Source organism: Montanilutibacter psychrotolerans, assembly GCF_003719825.1.
GTDB classification, from domain to species: Bacteria; Pseudomonadota; Gammaproteobacteria; order Xanthomonadales; family Xanthomonadaceae; genus Montanilutibacter; species Montanilutibacter psychrotolerans.
The window spans coordinates 272905-294046 of the sequence record NZ_RIBS01000001.1 but is presented as its reverse complement, the minus strand read 5'-3'; the positions used below and the strand labels follow the sequence as shown (position 1 = coordinate 294046).

The following is a 21142-nucleotide window of genomic DNA, read 5'->3' as shown; positions in this document are numbered from 1 at the left end:
GCCACATGCAGCAACCACCGTCGCACCTCCCCGTTGCAGACACCGGCGGCATCGACTGGGCGCGCGTCCGCGCGGATTTCCCGCTGCTCGAACGTCAGGTCCACGGCAAGCCGCTGGTCTACCTCGACTCGGCCAACACCGGCCAGAAGCCGGGCGCGGTGATCGAGGCGGTCGACGATTTCTACCGCCGCCACAACGCCAACGTCAGCCGTGCCGTGCACGCGCTCGGCACCGAGGCCACCGAGGCCTACGAAGGCGCGCGCGACAAGCTGGCGCGATTCCTCAATGTGCGCGGTGACGAACTGGTGCTGTGCAGCGGCACCACCTTCGCACTGAACCTGGTTGCGTACTCGTGGGCGCTGCCGCGCCTGCAGCCGGGCGACGCGATCGTCCTGACGCGCATGGAACACCACGCCAACATCGTGCCGTGGCAGCTGGTCGCGCAGCGCACGGGCGCGGTGATCAAGGTCGCCGAGCTCGATGACCGCGGCGAGCTCGACCTCGCGCAGCTGTACGGGCTGCTGACCCCGGAAGTGAAGGTGCTCGCCATCACGCACGTGTCCAACGTGCTGGGCACGGTCAACCCCGTGCGGGAGATCTGCCGCCAGGCACGCAAGCGCGGCATCGTCACCGTCGTCGATGGTTCGCAGGCCGCGCCCCATCGCGCGCTCGACATCGCCGCAATCGGTTGCGACTTCTACGCCATCACCGGACACAAGATGGCCGGCCCGACCGGTACCGGTGCGCTGTGGGCACGCCGCGAACACCTCGACGCGATGCCGCCGTTCCTCGGTGGCGGCGAGATGATCAAGGAAGTGCGCTTCGAGGGCACGGTGTTCAACGATGCGCCGCACAAGTTCGAGGCCGGTACGCCCAACATCGCCGGTTTCATCGGCCTTGGCGCCGCGGTCGATTACCTGTCTTCGATCGGCATGGCCAACATCGAGGCGCGCGAACAGGAGCTGCTGACGTACGCCACGCAGGCGCTGTCGACGATCGACGGCCTGCGCATCCTTGGCACGCCACGCGAGAAGGCCGCGGTGATCAGCTTCCTCGTCGAGGGCGCGCATGCGCACGACCTGGCCACCCTGCTCGATCTCGAAGGCGTCGCGATTCGATCCGGCCACCACTGTGCACACCCGCTGATGCACCATTTCGGCGTGCCTGCGACCTGCCGCGCGTCGTTGGCGTTCTACAACACGTTCGACGAGGTGGATGCCTTCGTGGCAGCCATCCACAAAGTGCGCCGCTTGCTCGGATAACCTCGTTGCGGCGATGCCCGGCAACGGCCGCGTGCCGTGCCACGCCGTGCCGTCGCCACCGCGTCCGACTTTCCAAAACCGCCATTTTTTCTGCCGAAGCAATGACCCAGACCATCCAGTTCCGCGCCGCCACCCACGCCGACACCGACGCCCTGGTCGCCCTGGTCGAATCCGCTTACCGCGGCGACGCCAGCAAGCAGGGTTGGACCACCGAAGCCGATCTTCTCGGCGGCCGCCGTACCGGCCCGGACGACATCGGCGCCTGCATCGATCGTTCGCAGAGCCTGATGCTGATTGCCGAACGCGACCTCGACAGCGGCGCACGCGACCTGCTGGCCTGCGCGCATGTCGCCGTCGACAACGCCGACGACGGCACGCCGACCGGCTATTTCGGCATGTTTTCGGTCGCCCCCGGCCTGCAGGGATCGGGCATCGGCAAGACCGTCCTGGCCGAGGCCGAGCGCATCGCGCGCGACGACTGGAAACTGACGGTGATGCGCATGACGGTGATCGACGTCCGCGAAGAATTGATCGCGTTCTACGAGCGCCGCGGCTACCGCCGCACCGGCATCCTCAAGCCGTTCCCGTACGGTGATGCGCGCTTCGGCCAGCCCAAGCGCGACGACCTGCGCTTCGAGATCCTCGAGAAGTCGCTGTGAGCGGCGCCGGCACCACCACGGCCGGTGACGGCGCAGCCGATGCGTCGTGGGTCTTCGTCTGCGCAACCTCGCAGTTGCTGCCCGGCGAGTCGACGGTGGCCTGGGACGGCGACACGGCGATCATGGTCTGCAACTACGACGGCGATTTCTACGCGCTCGAAGACCGCTGCTCGCACGAGGAGTTCGAGCTTTCGGCCGGTACGTTCGACGGCGACGAGGCAACGGTGGAGTGCGTGCTGCATGGCGCGAAGTTCGACGTGCGCGATGGCCGTCCCCTGTGCCCTCCGGCGTACGAGCCGGTGGTGAAATTCCCGGTCAAGGTGGACGACGTGGGCGTCTGGACCCGCGACGACCGCTGAGCCCCCCGCCACGGGCGCCCTGCCCGTGCTCAACCCGGCTCGGTGAACGCCCCGTCGGAGCGCAACGCTCTCACGCAATCCCCCATGCGGCGGGCTTGAGCCCGCCCTACAACTTCTCGCCGCGGCGATGCGTAGGGTGGGCCCTGGCCCACCGTGCGGAGCTTGCCGATCCGCATGTGCCGGGCTTGAGCCCGGCCTACAACTTCTCGCCGATGCGTAGGGTGGGCCCTGGCCCACCGTGCGGAGCTTGCCGATCCGCATGTGCCGGGCTTGAGCCCGCCCTACAACTTCTCGCCGCGGCGATGCGTAGGGTGGGCCCTGGCCCACCGTGCAGCGGTTGCCGATCCGCATGTGCCGGGCTTGAGCCCGCCCTACAACTTCTCGCCGCGGCGACGCGTAGGGTGGGCCCTGGCCGACCGTGCGGAGCTTGCCGATCCGCATGTGCCGGGCTTGAGCCCGCTCCAAACCTGGCCCGATCTGCGATCGCGCCGTGGGCGTCATCGGCGCCGCTATCGACATCCCGCGGACGTCACGTCGAACGGCGCGCGATCGGCTGACCCTCGGCGCCTCCACCGTCCGCAGCGCGACGGCCGACGGCCGACACCCGGCTCCCACTCCAAGGTGACGCCCTGCAAGCCCGCTGCAGCGGATTAGCCGACCGCATTCGTTCGCTTTTCGTTGCAAATGCGAATCAGTCTCACTAACATACGCGGCGCTGCGACGACACGTCGCGTTCCATTCCCACCGGATTCCCATGTCGAACCTCAAGCTCGCCCTTTCGCCGCTTGCCGGCGCGCTCGCTCTCGCCCTGTCCTCGCTTCCCGCCATCGCCGCACCGTCGGGCACCGCCACCGGCAGCGCGCCGCAGGATCTCGATTCGGTCGAAGTACAGGGCCAGCGCGTCGCCGAAAGCCGCTCGGCCAAGATCACCCAGCCGCTGCTCGACACCCCGCAGTCGGTGACCATCGTGTCGGCCGACCTGATGAAGGACCAGGGCGTGACCTCGCTGCGCGACGCGCTGCGCAACGTGCCGGGCATCAGCATGCAGGCCGGTGAAGGTGGCGTTCCGGCGGGTGACAACCTGTCGCTGCGCGGCTTCAGCGCGCGCACCGACCTGTTCGTCGACGGCATTCGCGACTTCGGCGGCTACTCGCGCGATTCGTTCAACCTCGAGCAGATCGAAGTCGTGAAGGGCCCGGCCTCGACCCACTCCGGTCGCGGCTCGACGGGCGGCTCGATCAACCTGTCCAGCAAGTCGGCCACCAACGAGTCGTTCAACCGCGTCGGCATCAGTGTCGGCGACGACAGCCTGCTGCGCACCACTGCCGACTTCAACCACGTCCTGGGCGACAGCAGCGCGTTCCGCGTCAACCTCATGGGCCACGACGCCGAGGTCAACGGTCGCGACCACGTCGAGAACAAGCGCTGGGGCGTCGCCCCGACCCTGTCGTTGGGCCTGGGCACCAGCACCATCGCGCAGTTCAGCCTGTTCCACCTCGAGCAGGACAACGTTCCCGACTACGGCCAGCCGTGGGTGCCGGGCACCAACAATGCGATCCCCGCCAGCCGCGATCTCATCTCGCCGGTCGACCGCAGCAACTGGTACGGCCTGCTGGGCCGCGACTACGAGAAGACCGAGACCGACATGGCCACCGTGTCGATCCAGCACGACTTCAACGACAAGCTGCGCCTGGGCAACGTGACCCGTTGGGGCCGCAGCACGCGCGACTCGGTGCTTACCGCGCCGCGTTTCGCCAACGACAACGGCACCGCGATCAACCCGACCCCGAAGACCCGCGACAGCATTGACGACATCGTCGCCAACGTCACCGACCTCACCGCGGTCTTCAACACCGGTGCGGTCGAGCACACCCTGCTGGCCGGCCTCGAGCTGAGCCGCGAGAAGTCCTCGAACCGTGCGCGCATCGAAGACGCCAGCGCACCGGCGACGCCGACGCTGGATCTGTTCAACCCCAACGCGCACGGCAGCTTCCGTCCGCTGATCCGCGATGCCCTGGGCGACACCCGCACCCGCGCCGACTCGGCCGCCGTGTACGTGTTCGACACGCTGGTGCTGAACCCGCAGTGGGAGCTGTCGGCCGGACTGCGCTGGGACCACTTCAAGGCCGAGGCCACCGTGTTCGACCGCACCAGTAACGCGTGGACCACGTACTCGCGCACCGACGAAGTGCTCAGCGGCCGCGTTGGCGCCGTGTTCAAGCCGGTCGAGAACGGCAGCATCTACCTGGGCTACGGCACCTCGTTCAACCCGTCCGCCGAGGGCATGAGCCTCAACGCCGCGCTGGTGAAGGTCGAGCCGGAGAAGAGCCGCACGCTGGAACTGGGCACCAAGTGGAACCTGTTCGGCAACCGCCTGATGCTGACCTCGGCGCTGTTCCGCACCGAGAAGACCAACATGCGTCTGGACGCCGACACCTCCAGCAACGTGCTGTACGTGCTGGACGGCGAGCAGCGCGTGGACGGCTTCGAGATCAGCGCGGCCGGCCAGATCACCGACGCGTGGACCATCAACGCCGGCGTCGCCTGGCTGGACGGTGAGACCACCAAGAACCGCGTGACCCCGGCCGAGGTCGGCAACGACCTGCCCAACACCCCGCGCCGCAGCGCCAACCTGTGGACCAGCTACCAGGTCACGGAGAAGTTCGACGTCGGCTTCGGCGCGCAGCACGTGGGCTCGCGCTTCACCAGCACCGCCAACACCCGCGAAGCCAAGGCCTACACCACGTTCGACGCGATGCTGGGCTACCGCATCAACGATGCCGTGGCGCTGCGCCTCAATGGCTACAACCTCAGCAACAAGCAGTACGTCGACCGCGTCGGTGGTGGCCACTACACCCCGGGTGCCGAGCGCACGTTCATGCTGAGCGCCGATTTCAGCTTCTGATCCAGCCAGGGCGACGCACTCTGTCCTCGTGACAGGCCGCGTCGTCACGGGGTGCCCCGAAGGATCGGAGCATCCCGCCGCACAGGGACGTGCGGGGCTGGCCCGGCCCGGGTCCGATCCGTGCGGGTCGCCGCGGCCCGGCAGCCGGCGGACCCGACGGGAAACTGCGAGGATCGCCGTTCCCGATCCCAACCACGGAGCCCGCGATGCTGTTGCAGATTCCGAATGTACTGACGAGCGACGAAGTCGCCCGTTGCCGCCAGGCCCTCGACGACGCGGACTGGGCGGACGGCCGGATCACCGCCGGCTACCAATCGGCGCAGGCCAAGCACAACCAGCAACTTCCCGAGGACGCACCGGTCGCCCAGCAACTTGGCGAGCTGGTGCTTTCTGCGTTGCAACGCAGCCCGTTGTTCATGTCCGCGGCGCTGCCGCTGAAGGTGTTTCCGCCGCTGTTCAACCGCTACGACGGTGGACAGTCGTTCGGCAGCCATGTCGACAACGCAATCCGCCACGTGCGCGGCACGCCGCACAAGGTGCGCACCGACCTGTCCGCAACGCTGTTCCTGAGCTCGCCCGACGAGTACGACGGCGGTGAGCTGGTGATCGAGGACAACTACGGCACGCATTCGGTGAAGCTGCCGCTTGGCCACCTGGTGCTGTACCCGGCCAGCAGCCTGCACCTGGTGCGACCGGTCACGCGCGGGACGCGCACCGCTTCGTTCTTCTGGGTGCAGAGCATGGTCCGCGACGACGGCCAGCGCACGTTGTTGTACGACCTGGACCGCGCGACCCAGCAGGTGCATCGCGACCTGCCCGATTCGCCCGCGGCCATCGAGCTCACCGGCGTTTATCACAACCTGCTGCGGCGCTGGGCGGACACCTGATGCACAACCGTGCACCGGCTGCGCATCGACAGCACCTTTCGGGGGCACTCGCCTGCGTGACCGATCGCGACGTGATCGCAGTGGCGACGCCGCGACCGATGCCCGCCCCGTTGTAGTACGCACGACCTCGCAGCGCTGCCGCAATTTCCTTCGCCAATGAATACGCCATGACACTACGCAACGCGATTTTCCAGGTGCACTGGTTCCTCGGCATTACCGCCGGACTGGTCCTGGCGTTGGTGGGCGCCACCGGGGCGATGCTGAGTTTCGAGGACGAGATCCTCAAGGCGATCAACCCCGGCGTGATGACGGTGGAACCGAAAGGCCAGCCGATGTCGCCGCGCGACCTGGTCGAACGCGTGCGCGCGCAGGCCGGCGAGGACCGGATCCAGTCGCTGACGCTCTCGTCCGACCCCGCCGACGCGGCCAAGGTCGGCTTTGCCGCGCGCAAGGACGCACCGAAGGGGCCGATGGGTCGCCCGCCGCGCGGCGAGACGCGCATGGTCGATCCCTACACCGGAGCGCTGCTAGCCAAACCGCGTGGCGAGGCGTTCTTCAGCTTCACCATGAAGCTGCATCGCTGGCTGGTCGCCGACAAGGTGGGCAAGCAGATCGTGGGCTTCTCGACCGTGGTGCTGGTGTTCTTCTGCCTGTCCGGCATCTACCTGCGGTGGCCACGCCGCTGGATGTCGCCGCGCGCGTGGCTCGCGCTGGACTGGCGCCAGAAGGGGCGCAACTTCCTCTGGCACCTGCACTCCATCGTCGGCACATGGGTACTGGTGGCCTATCTGGTGATGGCCTTGACCGGTCTGACGTGGTCGTACGAGTGGTACCGCAACGGGCTGAACGCGCTCGCGGGCGTACCAACGAAGCAGGAAGCCGGTGGCAAGGCCGGTTTAGGCGGAAGGAAGGGCAAGCAGGAAGGCAAATCCGCGCAGCCCATCGGCGAGACGTCCCCCGCCGAGCCCGACGTGGCGCTGACCTGGGGGGCGTTCAACGCCGCGGCGCCCGCCTGGAGCACCGCCACGATGCAATGGCCGCGCGACGGCGGCCCGGTGCAGTTCCGTTACCTCGACCTGCACCCAACGCACGAACGTGCCAGCAACAGCCTCGAGGTGGACCCCACGAGCCTGCTGGTGCGCAAGCACGAGCGCTACGACGACAAGCCGCTGGGCCAGCGCCTGGCCGGCAGCTACTTCGCGCTGCATCGCGGCAGCTATTTCGGCACCGTCGGCGTCGTGCTGTTCATGCTCGCCAGCCTGCTGATGCCGTTGTTCGCCATCACCGGCTGGATGCTCTACCTCGACCGTCGCCGCAAGCAGCACGCGGCGCGCGCGCTCTCCCGACAGCAACCGGCGAGCGCGGCGCAAACCGGACGGGACACGGTGCTGATCGCGTTCGCAAGCCAGACCGGCAGCGCCGAGCAGTTGGCCTGGCAGACCGCCGCCGTGCTGCGCGAAGCCGGGTTGGCAGTCGACGTGCGGCTGCTTGGCAAGCTGCAACCCGACCAGCTGTTGGACTACCGTCGCGCGCTGTTCGTGGTCAGCACGTTCGGCGATGGCGAGGCGCCCGACAACGGCCGCGCGTTCGTGCGCCGCATGCGCGCGGGCGCGCCGCCACTGGCCTGCCTGCAGCACGCCGTGCTGGCACTGGGCGATACCCAGTACGAAAACTACTGCACCTTCGGCCGTGAACTGGACCATTGGTTGCACCATGCCGGCGCGCAGCCGCTGTTTGATCGTGTCGAGGTCGACGCCGGCGACAACGGCGCGCTGCGTCACTGGCAGCACCACGTTGGCCTGCTCGCCGGTCGCACCGACCTGCCCGACTGGTCGACACCCAGTTATCGGCCGTGGCGACTTGTCGAGCGCCGTCAGATCAATGCCGGCAGCCCGGGCGGTCCCGCCTTCCACCTCGCCCTGGCTCCGAACACGGCGGCCGACCTGAACTGGCAGGCCGGCGACATTGCCGAGATCGGCCCGCGCCACGGTGCCGATGATGTGGCCCGCTGGCTGGATGCCGCCGGTTTTACCGCCGATGCGCCCGTACGCCACGGCGAAGCGACGACGACGCTGGGCGAGCGCCTGGCCGCCTCGCGTCTGCCGGACCCGGCAGCAGCCGCGTCGCAGTCGGCTCAGGCGGTGGCCGACGCGCTGCAACCGCTACCGCACCGCGAGTATTCGATCGCCTCACTGCCTGCCGACGGCAGCCTGCAGCTGCTGGTGCGGCGCATGCGGCACAACGACGGACGGCTCGGCAGCGGCAGCGGTTGGCTCACGGAACACGCCGCGATCGGCACGGATATCGATCTGCGCATCCGCAGCAACCCCTCGTTCCACGCCCCGACCGATGCGCGCCCCGTGCTGCTGATCGGAAATGGCACGGGTCTGGCCGGCCTGCGCGCCGTGTTGAAGGCACGCATCGCCGCCGGCCATCATCGCAACTGGCTGCTGTTCGGCGAACGCAGTCGCCCGCACGACCGACACTACGGCGACGAGCTCGATGCCTGGCTCGCCTCCGGACAGTTGCAACACCTGGATCTCACGTTCTCGCGTGACCAGCCGGGGCCCGGCGACGCGCCGCGCCACTACGTGCAGCACCTGCTGGCCGAACACGGCACGCGCTTGCGCGACTGGCTGGCCGACGGCGCGGCGGTCTACGTCTGCGGCAGTCTCGAGGGCATGGCGCCGGCAGTGGACGCCGTGCTCCGTGAGGTGGTTGGCGAAGAAACCCTGGAAACCATGGCGACGGACGGCCGCTATCGCCGCGACGTCTACTAGGCCGGCCACGATTCCGGGCACGGGTCAGGGCCAGCCGCTGACGGCGGCGGCTCCCGGGCTGGCAACGCTTCAACAACGCGAAGGATCGACGCAGTCGGCAGTCGTGCATCGGGAATTGCGACGCGATGCAGTGCCATGCGGGTCGCGCGTTTACCGATCCGGCGCCATTGGCGACGAGACCTGCGCACCGTCGTACTACGAGGCGGCCCCTGCGGCGACACCGCACGCCCGGGGGGCGCGACATCACTGACGGCGACCCGGTGGGCGTCCGCACGGGCAGGCGCGCGCACCGGCATCGCCACCGGCGGCAGGGTGACCGCTTGGGCCTGCGTGTCGCGTTACTCGCTTCCCGCGGCACGAAGCCGGATCAACAGCGCTTCGCCGCCGCCGTCCAGCACGTGACGCACGCGCGCGTCCCCTGCAGCAAAGATCGCCGTGTCGCCTGCCGCCAACGGAGGCAGGCCGGAATCGTCGGCGAACGTCGCACGGCCGGAGATCAGGTGCACCACCCAGGTGCTGTGCGGCTCGGCGAAGACCACCATGGGCCCCACCAGCGGCCGATGCCAGAGGTCGGCGACCAAGCGGTCACGACGCCACATCAGGTTGAAGTCGTGGGTCGTGCCGTCGAGCAGCTCGCCGTGGACACCACGCTCGCCGGCGAAGCGCAGGCGCTGGTGCGGCGGGAGCAGCTCGTGCACTTCGCCGTCGTCGAAGCGCAAGCGCAGACCGTTGCCTGACAGCAGCACCAGCTCGCGATCGATGCCGGGGAACGCCGAGAACGCCGCATCGCGTTCGATCTCGGCAATCGACAGCCGCCAATCCCAGTTGCCCGGATTGGGCCACGCAAGAATCTCGCGGGTCCAGCCCAGCTCATTTTTCCAACGCTGGCGAACGTATTCGTTTGCCGCTATCACCCACGAATGTGCACGGGTGGGCGTTTCATCGCGATGGTCAGCCATCTGCGCTATCCGGTTGCGTCCCCGCGACAGTCTAGCGATTCATCGTGGCTTGGCCGCGATCTGCGTCCACACGCCGAGGCTCTGGCTCTGTGTGTGAGAAGCAACGTTTCCCTGACGTTGCTCGGCCGACCGCGGTGGAAGCCGACGGGCCCGACAAACGTGAGATGCGACCGGACCGGCGGGGATTGGGGGGTGAGCCCGTCCCGCGCGGCCCGACCGCGGTGAAGCCTTCCAACGGGTAAGGCGATTCCGGCGCAGGAGCAAACGTTCCGCCGTGATGTCACCCATGGGAGCGCAGCCACACGTCCGTGTGCGCCGCACTCCCAACAGCGATGGGCCTCCGTGCCCATTCTCCAGACGGTCAGCCGCTTCGGCGCCGGTGTCAGCGGCTGGCCGCCGGGGCAGGTGCGGCGGCCCGTCGCGGCGCCGCGCGACCGGGTGCGGGCGCGGAGCCCGCTGCGGTGGGACGTGCGGTGGGGCGTGCCGCTGGGACGTTGCCGAGGTCGATGCGGTCGCGATTCTTCTCGACCGTGCGCAGGCCAATGCCCGTGACAAGGGCGAGTTCCTCGACGCTGCGGAACGCACCGTGCTCTTTCCGGTAGGCCACGATTGCCTCGGCCTTCGACGGCCCGACATTGATCAGGACCTCGTCCAGGGTGGCCGCGTCGGCGGTATTGATGTTCACCCGATCGGCAGCGGACGCGCCCCCGGGAAGGACGCTGACGGCCAGCAGCAACGAGAAGGCCAGGGATTTCACGAGACTGTCGAACGACTTCATGGATGCGGTTCCTTCGCAATGGGTCCGTGTGCAGGTGGCAGCGCCATGGGCTACCGACGGCCTCACTTTGCCCAGCCCCCGGAATCGGGGGTATCGCCAAACCCATCTCAGGGCGGTCGGAGCGCGCCGCGACGAGGGGTAGGAAAATCCCGACCCGCACCCCGGAGGCGTAAACTTGGCGGTCCTGACCCCCGAGGCCCACCATGGACGCCACCCAGATCGACAGCTTCGTCTCCCGCAAGTGGGACGAGGAGATCGTCCCGCAACTGGTCGAGTACATCCGCATCCCCAACAAGTCGCCGATGTTCGACACCGACTGGGTCGCTCACGGCTACATGGATCAGGCGGTCGCGCTGATGGAAGGCTGGGCGAAGGCGCAGTCGATCCCCGGCATGCAGATCGAGGTGGTGCGCCTGGAAGGCCGCACGCCGCTGATCCTGGTCGAGATCCCCGCCGCCAACGGCGGCAACGCCGATGACAGCGTCCTGCTCTACGGCCACCTCGACAAGCAGCCCGAAATGACCGGCTGGGACGCGGACCTCGGCCCGTGGAAGCCCGTCATCAAGGGAGACAAGCTCTACGGCCGCGGCGGCGCCGACGACGGCTACGCGATCTTCGGCTCGCTGACCGCGATCCTCGCGCTGCACGAGCAGAAGCTGCCGCACGCGCGCTGCGTGATCCTGATCGAGGCCTGCGAGGAATCGGGCAGCTACGACCTTCCCGCCTACGTCGACCACCTCGCCGACCGCATCGGCAAGCCGTCGCTGGTGGTGTGCCTGGATTCGGGTTGCGGCAACTACGACCAGTTGTGGTGCACGACCTCGCTGCGCGGTCTCACCGGCGGCAATCTCACCGTCAAGGTGCTCAACGAGGGCGTCCACTCGGGCGACGCCTCCGGCGTGGTGCCGTCGAGCTTCCGCCTGCTGCGCCAGCTGCTCTCGCGCATCGAGGACGAAGGCACCGGCCGCATCCTGATCGAGGGCATGCACGACGAGATTCCCGCCGAACGCCTGGCCCAGGCACGCCAGGCGGCCAAGGTGCTGGACACGGCGATCTTCGACAAGTTCCCGCTCGTCGACGGCCTCAAGCCGATGGCCGACGATCTGGCCGAGCTCGTCCTCAACCGCACCTGGCGTCCGGCCCTGTCGGTGACCGGTGCCGATGGCCTGCCCGCCCTGGCCTCGGCCGGCAACGTGCTGCGCCCGATGACCTCGGTCAAGTTGAGCCTGCGCCTGCCGCCCACCGTCGATGGCAAGCACGCCGGCGAGTTGCTGCAGGAAGCCCTGCTGCGCGATGCGCCCAATGGCGCGCAGGTCACCCTCGACCTGGAGAAGGCCTCGACCGGCTGGAACGCCCCGGCGCTGTCGCCGTGGCTGGAGAAGGCGATCGATGATGCCAGCCGGCAGTTCTTCGGCCAGCCGGCGATGTACATGGGCGAAGGCGGCTCGATCCCGTTCATGGGCATGCTGGGCGAGAAGTTCCCGGGTGCGCAGTTCATGATCACCGGTGTGCTCGGCCCGCACAGCAACGCGCACGGCCCGAACGAGTTCCTGCACATCCCGATGGGCAAGCGCGTGACCGCGTGCGTGGCCAAGGTGATCGCCGAGCACAACGCCGCCAGCCTGCGCGGCGAGACCACCGGCGTTGCGGTGGCGGCCGACAGTGGCGACCGGCACGGCGACCACGGCTGCTGCTGATCGCAGGCGCCCTGGCGCCCTGATGACGACACGACGACACCCGGCCACGCGCCGGGTGTTTTCGTTCGCGGCTTGCCGATCGGTGCCGGGGCCGCGACAGGTCGGTGGCGACACCGTCGGGCGCTTATCCCCGCCACGCCCCGCCGACACGCCGATCCGGCGGGACATTCGTTCTCGTGAGCACGGCCTTGGCCCGTGTTGGCAGAAGCGCACCGCCGTCCCGCGGCGCTAGCGCCCTCCAACCGCCCGCGCCCGGCATAAGCGCATAACCACGCATCCTTTCCGTGGCATTCCCCCCCTGCCTAGGCTCATCGCTCGATCATTCGAGTCCTCGCGATGCCCGCCCATGCCGTCCTGCCGCCGCCGTCACCGCTGTCCGAGGACCGCGCCGGCCTGCTCGCGCGCCTGACCGAAGGGCTCGATGGCGAGGGCCTGTGGTGGTTGTCGGGCTATGCCGCCGGGCTTGCCCGGGCCCGCCCGCTGTCGGCGGTGCCTTCCGCCGCCGGGATTGCCGTGGAGGCTGCGGTTGCGTCGGCCCCGGCATCGCGGCTCACCATCGTCTACGGCAGCCAGACCGGCAACGCCCGCCGCATCGCCGAAGAGCTGGCCCGCGACGTCGGCGGCGCCGGACTCGGCGTGCGATTGCTGCGCGCCGACGCCTACCCGACGCGCGAGCTCAAGGACGAACGTCATCTCGCCATCGTGATCAGCACCCAGGGCGACGGCGACCCGCCCGACGACGCACGTGCCCTGGTCGAGTTCATCGCCGGAAAACGCGCCCCGAAGCTGCCCGCGCTGCAGTACGCGGTGCTTGGGCTGGGCGATTCCAGCTACCCGCAGTTCTGCGCGATCGGCCGACGCCTGGACGACCGCCTGGCAGAACTGGGTGCGACGCGGTGGCTGCCGCGCGTCGACGCCGATCTGGACGTCGACAGCGTCGCCCGCCCGTGGCTGATCGACACCCTGACCGCAGCGCGCCAGGCGCTGAAAATCCAGCAGCCCGCGCTCGCCAGCGTCACCCCGCTGCGCCCCGCCGTCGCCGCCGTCGACGGCTTCGATCGCGACCGCCCGTTTGCCGCCGAACTGCTGGCCAACCAGCGCATCACCGGCCGCGACAGCGAGCGCGACATCCGGCACGTCGAGCTTTCGCTGCAGGGCTCGGGCCTGCACTACGAGCCCGGCGACGCGCTCGGCGTATGGCCGGTGAATCCGCCGCTGCTGGTCGACGCGGTGCTGCAGTCGCTGCGCCTGGACGGCGATACCGAAATCGAACGCGACGGGCAGGCATTGCCGCTGCGCGAGTGGCTGTCCAGCAAGCGCGAACTCACCCGCCTGTCGCGGCCGTTCGTGGCCCGTCATGCCGAACTCGCGCGCAGCGACGCGCTTGCGCAGTTGCTCGCCGCCGACAACAACGCCGCCCTGGCGCGACTGTTCGCCGAGCAGCAGCCACTGGACCTGCTGCGCGCCCATCCGGCCGATTGGACCGGCGAGCAACTGGTCGCGGCATTGCGGCCGCTCGTGCCGCGGCTGTATTCCATCGCATCGAGCCGCAAACGCGTTGGCGACGAAGCGCACCTGACCGTCGCTCACGTCCAGTACCCGCACGGCGACGAACTGCGTTGGGGCGCCGCCTCCAACTTCATCGCGCGGGCCGACGACGACGCCAGCGTGCCGGTGTTCATCGAGCGAAACGAACGCTTCCGCCTGCCCGCCGACGCCTCGCGCGACGTGATCATGATCGGCCCGGGCACCGGCGTCGCGCCGTTCCGCGGTTTCGTGCAGGAGCGCGCCGAGATCGGCGCCGGCGGACGCAACTGGCTGCTGTTCGGCAACCGGCACGCGCGCAGCGATTTTCTCTATCAGATCGAATGGCAGGACGCCCTCAAGCGCGGTGAGCTGCACCGGCTGGACCTGGCGTTCTCGCGCGACCAACCCCGCGTGGTGGACCGCCCACACACGGACGTGCGGGAACCTGCGCCGACCAGGACCTACGTCCAGCATCGCCTGCGCGAACACGGCCGCGAGCTGTACGCATGGCTCGATGGCGGTGCCCACGTGTACGTCTGCGGCGATGCCACGCGCATGGCGCGCGACGTGCATGCCGCGCTGCTTGCGGTGATTGCCGAACACGGCGGCAAGTCCGCCGACGACGCCAACGACTACCTCAACGACCTGCAGGCGCAGGGCCGTTACGCACGGGACGTGTACTGATGGACGCAACCTCTTCCGCCGGCGCGCGTCGCGCAACGGCTGCCGCATCGATCGGCAAACCGGACATCCGCGCATGAGCGCGCATTCGGTCGAAGACATCAAGCAGGCCAGTGGCCGGCTGCGCGGCACGCTGCTGGAATCGCTCGCCAATCCGGTCACCGGTGCGTTGAACGACGACGACCAGACCCTGATCAAGTACCACGGCAGCTACCAGCAGGACGACCGCGACATCCGCGACGAGCGCCGCCTGCAGAAGCTCGAGCCGGCGCATTCGTTCATGATCCGCACGCGCACGCCCGGCGGCGTGATCACGCCGGCGCAGTGGCTCAAGCTCGACGCCATCGCCACCACGTTCGCCGAACGCGGCCTGCGCATCACCACGCGTCAGGCGTTCCAGTTCCACGGCGTGATCAAATCCGAACTCAAGTCGACGATGCAGGCGATCAACGCCGCGCTGATCGACACGTTGGCCGCGTGCGGCGACGTCAACCGCAACGTCGCCGTTGCCGCCAATCCGCACCAGTCGCGTGCGCATGCACAGGTTTACGCGCACGCCGCAGCGCTGTCCGAGCACCTGTTGCCCAACACGCGCGCCTACTACGAGATCTGGCTGGACGAAGAGAAGGTTGCCGGCAGCGGCGACGAGGTCGAGCCGATCTACGGTGCCACCTACCTGCCACGCAAGTTCAAGATCGGCTTCGCGATCGGGCCGTACAACGACGTCGACGTGTTCGCCCAGGACCTGGGTTTCATCGCAGTCATCAACGACGACGGCAACGATGGCGGCGAACTGCTGGGCTACGACGTCACCGTCGGTGGTGGCATGGGCGCAACCCATGGCGATCCGGAAACCTACCCGCGCCTTGGCAACGTGATCGGCTTCGTGACGCCCGAACAGGTCACGGCGGTCGCCGAAGCCGTCATCACCACCCAGCGCGACTGGGGCAACCGCGTGGTGCGCAAGCGCGCGCGCCTGAAGTACACGATCGACGACCATGGACTCGATGCCTTCAAGGCAGAGGTCGAGCGCCGCGCCGGGTTCCCTCTCCCCCCGGCGCGGCCGTTCGATTTCATCCACAACGGCGACCGCTTCGGCTGGGTGCGCGGCCACGACGGCCGCAGTCACCTGACCCTGCGCATCGTCTCGGGCCGCATCTGGGATCGCGATGGCCTCAGCCACCTCACCGGCTTGCGCGCGATCGCCGCGCTGCTGGCCGACGCCGGCAAGGACGCAGAGTTCCGCATGACCGCGAACCAGAACCTGGTGATCGCCAATGTCGACGAGGTGCTTCGCGCGCAGGTGGACCTGCTGGTGGCCACGCACGGCCTGGATGGGCACCGTTCCGCCAGCCCCGTGCGCCTCAATGCGATCGCCTGCGTGGCGTTGCCCACCTGTGGACTGGCGATGGCCGAGGCCGAGCGCTACCTGCCAGGCTTCCTCGACCGGATCGACAGCCTGCTGGCCGGCCACGGCCTGTCCGACCGGGCGATCAACATCCGCATCAGCGGCTGCCCGAACGGTTGCTCGCGGCCGTACCTGGGCGAGATCGCGCTGGTGGGCAAGGCGCCGGGCCGCTACAACCTGATGCTCGGTGCCGACCACCGCGGGCAGCGCCTCAACACGCTGTACCGCGAGAACATCGACGAGGCCACGATCCTGGACGAGCTCGACCGGCTGTTCGCGCAGTACGCCGGGCAAGGCGAGCCTAACGAGTACTTCGGTGACTTCCTCAACCGTGCCGGCATCGTCGCTGGCAAGGCACTTGCCCTGGAGCTGGTCGCATGAGCCCGCCCGATCCCGTCAGCGCGGCTGAATCCCCGCGCGCGCTGGCCGACCTCAACCGCTGGCTGGGTACGCTGGACGCCAGCGACCGCGTCGCCTGGGCGCTGGCCAACCATGCCGGCGAGCACGCGCTGTCGTCGAGCTTCGGCGCGCAGGCTGCGGTATCGCTGCACCTGGTCACGCGACTGAAGCCGGACATCCCGGTGATCCTGGTCGACACCGGCTACCTGTTCCCCGAAACCTACCGTTTCGTCGACGACCTCAGCGAGCGCCTGGACCTCAACCTCAAGGTCTATCGCCCGCAGATCGGCGTCGCCTGGATGGAGGCGCGGATGGGTCGGCTGTGGGAAGGCGGCGTCGACGGCATCGACCGCTACAACCGCCTGCGCAAGGTCGAGCCCATGCAGCGCGCGTTGCGTGAACTGGGCGTGCGCAGCTGGATCGCCGGCCTGCGCCGGAGCCAGTCCGACAGCCGCGCAAACCTCGACTTCCTGGAATTGCGCGACGGCCGCTGGAAGCTGCATCCGATTGCGGACTGGACCGATCGCGATGTCGCCGAGTACCTGCGGCGCTTCGATCTTCCGTACCACCCGCTGTGGCACGAGGGCTACGTGTCGATTGGCGACGTGCACACCACGCGCCGCCTAGAAGCGGGCATGCGCGAGGAAGACACCCGCTTCTTCGGCCTCAAGCGCGAATGCGGCCTGCACGAGTTGTGGGGCGATGCGGGGCAGGCGGCGTGACGACGCGCTGCCGGTGATCGGACCGCGGTGCCGACGTGCTCATCGCGCGTCGGCCCGCCGTCATACCGCCTCAAGCCATCACACCGAGATCGACTGACTGAGCTCCTGCCACGACGGTGGCGTCGGCCATGCCGGCGCGACGTTGCCGGCCAGCACCTGGCGCAGTTCGTGGCGGTCCAACTGCGGCGCCAGCGCCACCAGCAACTCGAGGGTGTAGTCGCGCAGCACGCGCTCGCGCGGCAGTACGGCCCAGGCGATGCATTCGGGGATCACCGCCGGCGCCGGTCGCACCACCAGGTCGGAATCGCCGGCGCCAACGGCCATTTCGGCGAGCAGCCCGATCCCGAGCCCGGCTCGCACATAGGTCTTGATCAGATCGGCGTCGCGCGCGGTCATCGCCAGTTGCGGCTCGTAGCCGGCGGCGGCAAACGCGCGTCGCAGCGAGGAGTCGGGGCGGTTGGAGGATTCGTAGCTGACCAGCGGATGGGCGGCCAGTTGCTGCAACGTTGCCACACCGGCTTCGGCCAGCACGTGGTCGCGCGGCACCAGCACCACGCGCTTCCAGCGGAACAGCGGTACGGCGATGCCTCCCGCCGGCACATCGCCCGCGGTGCTGATCAGCGCGAAATCGGCCTCGCCGCGCGCCAGCAAATCGAGCACTTCGCCATCGGCGGTCGGTTGCAGGTGCACGCTGACCTGCGGGTAAGCCTGCTTGATGCGCGCCACCGCCGGCGGCAGCACGAAGCGCGCCTGGGTGTGGGTGGTCGCCAGCACCAGCCTGCCGTTGTTCTGGCCGCGCTGATTGGCTGCATAGGTACGGATGTTGCCGGCCTCGGTGAGCAGTCGGCGGGTGTGTTCGAGCACCTGCAAACCACCGGGCGTGATGGCCTCCAGGCTGCGGCCCTTACGCGAGAAAAGCAGGAAGCCCAGCTCGTCCTCCAGCTGCTTGAGCTGCTTGGACAAGCCCGGCTGGGTCGCGTGCACGCGCTCGGCGGCCAGCGTGATGTTGAGGCCGGAATCGGCGATTGCAGCGAAATAGCGAAGCTGGGTGAGGGTCATGGCGGGGCGAGTCCGGGGGGTATCGAGGCGGGGCTGAAGGAACGTCGGCAGGACGGGGCCGGGCTACAACACATGGATTTCCAGAGCGCGTTCGTCATGTAGATATCGCTTTATTCGCATGAAAGGATGCATAGCCTAACCACCCCCACCGACCGCTGTCCAGCGCTTATGCCGGCGGGGAATCAGCGCAGGCGTGGCGATCATTTCCGCCGTGTCGCCCCCCCGCGCAGGATCGGGTCCTCCTGTTACGAGCTGGCCCGCCGCGATGACCGCCCCGCTGTTTCCCTTGTTTGCCGACCTGCGCGGCCGCCTCGTACTGGTGGTGGGTGGTGGCGCGGTCGCCCGACGCAAGGTCGCCGCCCTGCTGGATGCCGGCGCACGGGTGCGGGTCGGCGCACCTGAACTGGACCCAACGTTGCAGGCGTTGCACGAGGACGGCCGCATCGAGCACGTCGCCGCCCGCTTCGAGCCGCAGTGGCTGGACGCGGCCTGGCTGGCCATCGCGGCCACCGGTGACGACGTGGTCAACCGTGCCGTTGCTGCGGCTGGGGAGGCACGGCGGGTCTGGGTGAACGTGGTCGACGACGCGCAGGCCTCCAGCTTCCAGGTGCCCGCCCGGATCGAACGCGGCCCGCTTCAGGTCGCCATCTCCAGCGGCGGCGGCGCGCCGATGCTGGCCCGCCACCTTCGCGAGAAGCTGGAGACCGAACTCGACGAATCGCTGGGCGCGCTTGCCGGGCTGCTGTCGCGGCTGCGTCACCGCATCCGGACCCGCCTGCCGCATCTGTCGGCACGTCGCCGATTCTTCGACCAACTGCTGGCCGGCCCGGTGCCCGGGCTGCTGCGCCGTGGCGACCACGTCGGCGCCGAACAGGAGCTGCTCACCGCGCTCGCGCGCGCCGCCCATGGCACCGGCCGCGGCCGCGTGGCGCTGGTCGGCGCAGGCCCCGGCGATGCCGGACTGCTGACCCTGCGCGGTCTGCGCCTGCTCAACGAGGCCGATGTGATCCTGCACGACCGCCTGGTCAGTCGCGACGTGCTCGAACTCGCCCGCCGCGACGCCGAGCGCATCGAAGTCGGCAAGCAGGCCGGCAACCACCACACCACGCAGGACGGCATCCACGCGTTGATGCTCGAACACGCGCGCGCCGGCAAACGGGTCGTGCGCCTGAAGGGCGGCGACGGCTTCGTGTTCGGTCGCGGCGGCGAGGAGCTCGAATTCCTGCACGCGCACGGCATCTGTTTCGAAGTCGTTCCCGGCATCACCGCGGCGCTGGCGTGCGGCGCCTACGCCGGCATCCCGCTGACCCACCGCGACCACGCCCAGTCGCTACGACTTCTGACCGCACACTGCAAGGACTCCGCCGACACGCTGGACTGGCCCGCGCTCGCCGCCGAACGCCAGACCCTGGCCGTGTACATGGGCGTGGCCGGGCTACAGCGTCTGCGCGACAACCTGCTGGCGCACGGCAAGCCGGCGACGACGCCCTTCGCCCTGGTCGAGAACGGCTCGCGGCCAGAGCAGCGCGTCATCGTGGGCAGCCTCGACGACCTGCCCGAGCTGGCACGCGCACACGCTGTGCAATCCCCGGCGCTGCTGATCCTGGGCGAGGTGGCGGCGCTGGCGACGTCATTGCACTGGTTCGGTGCGGCGCCGCTGGGCGCGACGCCGTCCGCCGGAGCACCGCTTGCACGCGCCGCATGAACCCGGGCGCGGGCGGCACGGCATGAGCCACCCGCGGCCCAAGCGAAGCGGGCCCGACTGAAGCTGGGCGAACAGGCAACCACTGCCGCCCTACCAACCGCCCAGCGCCCGCGCCGCCCCCGCGCCCCCACCTCCCCCGCGCCCCCACCTCCCCACATCCCGAGGCACCCATGGCACTGCACGACAGCATCCTCGACACCATCGGCGCCACGCCGATCGTCCGCCTCAATCGCATCGCGCCCTCGCATGTCTCGCTGTACGCCAAGGTCGAGTCGTTCAATCCCGGCGGCTCAGTCAAGGACCGGTTGGCGCTGGCGATCGTGCTCGATGCCGAGCAGCGCGGCGTGCTCAAGCCCGGGCAGACCATCGTCGAGGCCACCTCGGGCAACACCGGCGTGGCGTTGGCGATGGTGGCCGCCGCGCGCGGCTATCCGTTCGTGGCGGTGATGACCGAAACCTTCTCGGTCGAGCGCCGCAAGCTCATGCGCGCCTATGGCGCCAAGGTGATCCTCACTCCCGCCGCCGAGCGCGGCAGCGGCATGGTGCGACGCGCCGCCGAGCTGGCCCGCGCGCACGGCTGGTTCCTGGCGAGCCAGTTCGAGAATGAGGCCAACCCCGCCTATCACCGCAGCACCACCGGACCGGAGATCCTGCGCGATTTCGCCGGCAAGCGGCTCGACTACTTCGTCAGCGGCTGGGGTACCGGCGGCACCATCACCGGTGCCGGCGAAGTGCTCAAGCTTGCGCGCCCGTCGCTGCAGGTGATCGCCGCCGAACCGGCCGGCGCGGCGCTGCTGTCGGGCCAGCCGTGGCAACCGCACAAGATCCAGGGCTGGACACCCGACTTCCTGCCCGCGGTCCTCAACCGCGACATCGCCGACCAGATACTGACGATCGACGACGTGCTGGCGCGCGACACCGCTCGCCGATTGGCCAGCGAGGAAGGCGTGTTCGTCGGACTGTCCTCGGGCGCCACCGTTGCCGCCGCACTGCGCGTGGCCGAGTCGGCGCCGGCGGGCACCGTGTTGTTGGCCGTGCTGCCCGACACGGGCGAGCGCTACCTGTCGACCTTCCTGTTTGAAGGCGTCAACGAAGGTTCCGACGAGGAGTGGCTGGCGACCCTGGCAGACGCACCCGTCGACGCACCTGTCGCCGCCTGAACTCCGCACTCAGCACAAGGCCGCATGGGCCGGGGTGAGCAAAGCGAACCCCGGCATCGCGACATCCGCAAATCGCACATCGCCCCCAGCATCGCAAAACCGCCGGCAACCAACCCACCACCGCATTCGCCGACGCCCGCGCCCCGTGCGATAGCCGGCATCCGCGAAGCCCCGCGTGACGACGGGGTCTCGGCG

Annotated in this window: 15 protein-coding genes; 12 read left to right on the top strand and 3 right to left on the bottom strand. The window is 69.0% G+C overall.

Going from position 1 to position 21142, the window contains the following annotated elements:
* Nucleotides 1–5 precede the first annotated feature (5 nt).
* From EER27_RS01215 to EER27_RS01190, 6 genes are all read left to right on the top strand, one after another.
* The gene (locus tag EER27_RS01215) at nt 6–1262 is read left to right on the top strand and encodes a cysteine desulfurase (protein WP_123086645.1); all 1257 of its coding nucleotides are present in this window, start codon (nt 6–8) and stop codon (nt 1260–1262) included.
* A gap of 101 nt (nt 1263–1363) precedes the next feature.
* Nucleotides 1364–1921, top strand: coding sequence for a GNAT family N-acetyltransferase (locus EER27_RS01210; protein ID WP_123086204.1), 558 nt, complete (start codon nt 1364–1366; stop codon nt 1919–1921).
* Nucleotides 1918–2280, top strand: coding sequence for a non-heme iron oxygenase ferredoxin subunit (locus tag EER27_RS01205; protein WP_123086203.1), 363 nt, complete (start codon nt 1918–1920; stop codon nt 2278–2280). The genes EER27_RS01210 and EER27_RS01205 overlap by 4 nt, the downstream gene beginning before the upstream one ends.
* A 754-nt stretch (nt 2281–3034) precedes the next feature.
* Nucleotides 3035–5185, top strand: a complete 2151-nt coding sequence (locus tag EER27_RS01200; protein WP_123086202.1) for a TonB-dependent receptor — start codon at nt 3035–3037, stop codon at nt 5183–5185.
* Between the two features lie 206 nt (nt 5186–5391).
* A complete protein-coding gene (locus tag EER27_RS01195) occupies nt 5392–6072 on the top strand; it encodes a Fe2+-dependent dioxygenase (RefSeq protein ID WP_123086201.1) in 681 nt (226 codons plus the stop codon).
* A 167-nt stretch (nt 6073–6239) separates the two neighbouring features.
* Nucleotides 6240–8852, top strand: coding sequence for a PepSY domain-containing protein (locus tag EER27_RS01190; RefSeq protein WP_123086200.1), 2613 nt, complete (start codon nt 6240–6242; stop codon nt 8850–8852).
* Nucleotides 8853–9190: 338 nt separating this feature from the next.
* Here EER27_RS01190 and EER27_RS01185 read toward each other — a convergent pair whose 3' ends face one another.
* A complete protein-coding gene (locus EER27_RS01185; protein ID WP_123086199.1) occupies nt 9191–9811 on the bottom strand; it encodes a HutD/Ves family protein in 621 nt (206 codons plus the stop codon).
* A 382-nt stretch (nt 9812–10193) separates the two neighbouring features.
* On the bottom strand, nt 10194–10589 hold the full coding sequence (locus EER27_RS01180; protein ID WP_123086198.1) for a ComEA family DNA-binding protein: 396 nt from the start codon (nt 10587–10589) through the stop codon (nt 10194–10196).
* 203 nt (nt 10590–10792) lie between these two features.
* Between EER27_RS01180 and EER27_RS01175 the strand changes: the two genes are divergently transcribed.
* The 4 genes from EER27_RS01175 to EER27_RS01160 all read left to right on the top strand — a co-directional run bounded on the left by EER27_RS01175 (nt 10793) and on the right by EER27_RS01160 (nt 17023).
* Entirely contained in the window at nt 10793–12286 is a 1494-nt protein-coding gene (locus EER27_RS01175) for a M20 family metallopeptidase (RefSeq protein ID WP_123086197.1), read from the top strand.
* Nucleotides 12287–12622: 336 nt separating this feature from the next.
* Nucleotides 12623–14497 (top strand): assimilatory sulfite reductase (NADPH) flavoprotein subunit, encoded by a 1875-nt coding sequence (locus EER27_RS01170; RefSeq protein WP_123086196.1) that lies wholly within the window; start codon nt 12623–12625, stop codon nt 14495–14497.
* 73 nt (nt 14498–14570) lie between these two features.
* On the top strand, nt 14571–16283 hold the full coding sequence (cysI, locus tag EER27_RS01165; protein ID WP_123086195.1) for an assimilatory sulfite reductase (NADPH) hemoprotein subunit: 1713 nt from the start codon (nt 14571–14573) through the stop codon (nt 16281–16283).
* On the top strand, nt 16280–17023 hold the full coding sequence (locus EER27_RS01160) for a phosphoadenylyl-sulfate reductase (protein WP_123086194.1): 744 nt from the start codon (nt 16280–16282) through the stop codon (nt 17021–17023). The genes cysI and EER27_RS01160 overlap by 4 nt, the downstream gene beginning before the upstream one ends.
* Nucleotides 17024–17101: 78 nt before the next feature.
* Here the strand turns inward: EER27_RS01160 and EER27_RS01155 are convergent, their stop codons facing one another.
* Entirely contained in the window at nt 17102–18082 is a 981-nt protein-coding gene (locus EER27_RS01155; RefSeq protein ID WP_123086193.1) for a LysR family transcriptional regulator, read from the bottom strand.
* A gap of 265 nt (nt 18083–18347) precedes the next feature.
* Here EER27_RS01155 and cysG point away from each other — a divergent pair, with 265 nt between their 5' ends.
* Both cysG and cysK read left to right on the top strand, forming a co-directional pair.
* Nucleotides 18348–19787 carry a siroheme synthase CysG gene (gene cysG / locus EER27_RS01150; RefSeq protein WP_123086192.1) on the top strand — a complete coding sequence of 480 codons (1440 nt, stop codon included), beginning with the start codon at nt 18348–18350 and terminating at the stop codon, nt 19785–19787.
* 170 nt (nt 19788–19957) lie between these two features.
* A complete protein-coding gene (gene cysK / locus EER27_RS01145; RefSeq protein WP_123086191.1) occupies nt 19958–20947 on the top strand; it encodes a cysteine synthase A in 990 nt (329 codons plus the stop codon).
* Nucleotides 20948–21142: the final 195 nt, after the last annotated feature.

Coding starts and splice junctions, on each gene's coding strand:
- EER27_RS01215 (WP_123086645.1), top strand. CDS start 6: ATGCAGCAACCACCGTCGCACCTCCCCGTTGCAGACACCGGCGGCATC.
- EER27_RS01210 (WP_123086204.1), top strand. CDS start 1,364: ATGACCCAGACCATCCAGTTCCGCGCCGCCACCCACGCCGACACCGAC.
- EER27_RS01200 (WP_123086202.1), top strand. CDS start 3,035: ATGTCGAACCTCAAGCTCGCCCTTTCGCCGCTTGCCGGCGCGCTCGCT.
- EER27_RS01195 (WP_123086201.1), top strand. CDS start 5,392: ATGCTGTTGCAGATTCCGAATGTACTGACGAGCGACGAAGTCGCCCGT.
- EER27_RS01190 (WP_123086200.1), top strand. CDS start 6,240: ATGACACTACGCAACGCGATTTTCCAGGTGCACTGGTTCCTCGGCATT.
- EER27_RS01185 (WP_123086199.1), bottom strand. CDS start 9,811: ATGGCTGACCATCGCGATGAAACGCCCACCCGTGCACATTCGTGGGTG.
- EER27_RS01180 (WP_123086198.1), bottom strand. CDS start 10,589: ATGAAGTCGTTCGACAGTCTCGTGAAATCCCTGGCCTTCTCGTTGCTG.
- EER27_RS01175 (WP_123086197.1), top strand. CDS start 10,793: ATGGACGCCACCCAGATCGACAGCTTCGTCTCCCGCAAGTGGGACGAG.
- EER27_RS01170 (WP_123086196.1), top strand. CDS start 12,623: ATGCCCGCCCATGCCGTCCTGCCGCCGCCGTCACCGCTGTCCGAGGAC.
- cysI (WP_123086195.1), top strand. CDS start 14,571: ATGAGCGCGCATTCGGTCGAAGACATCAAGCAGGCCAGTGGCCGGCTG.
- EER27_RS01160 (WP_123086194.1), top strand. CDS start 16,280: ATGAGCCCGCCCGATCCCGTCAGCGCGGCTGAATCCCCGCGCGCGCTG.
- EER27_RS01155 (WP_123086193.1), bottom strand. CDS start 18,082: ATGACCCTCACCCAGCTTCGCTATTTCGCTGCAATCGCCGATTCCGGC.
- cysG (WP_123086192.1), top strand. CDS start 18,348: ATGACCGCCCCGCTGTTTCCCTTGTTTGCCGACCTGCGCGGCCGCCTC.
- cysK (WP_123086191.1), top strand. CDS start 19,958: ATGGCACTGCACGACAGCATCCTCGACACCATCGGCGCCACGCCGATC.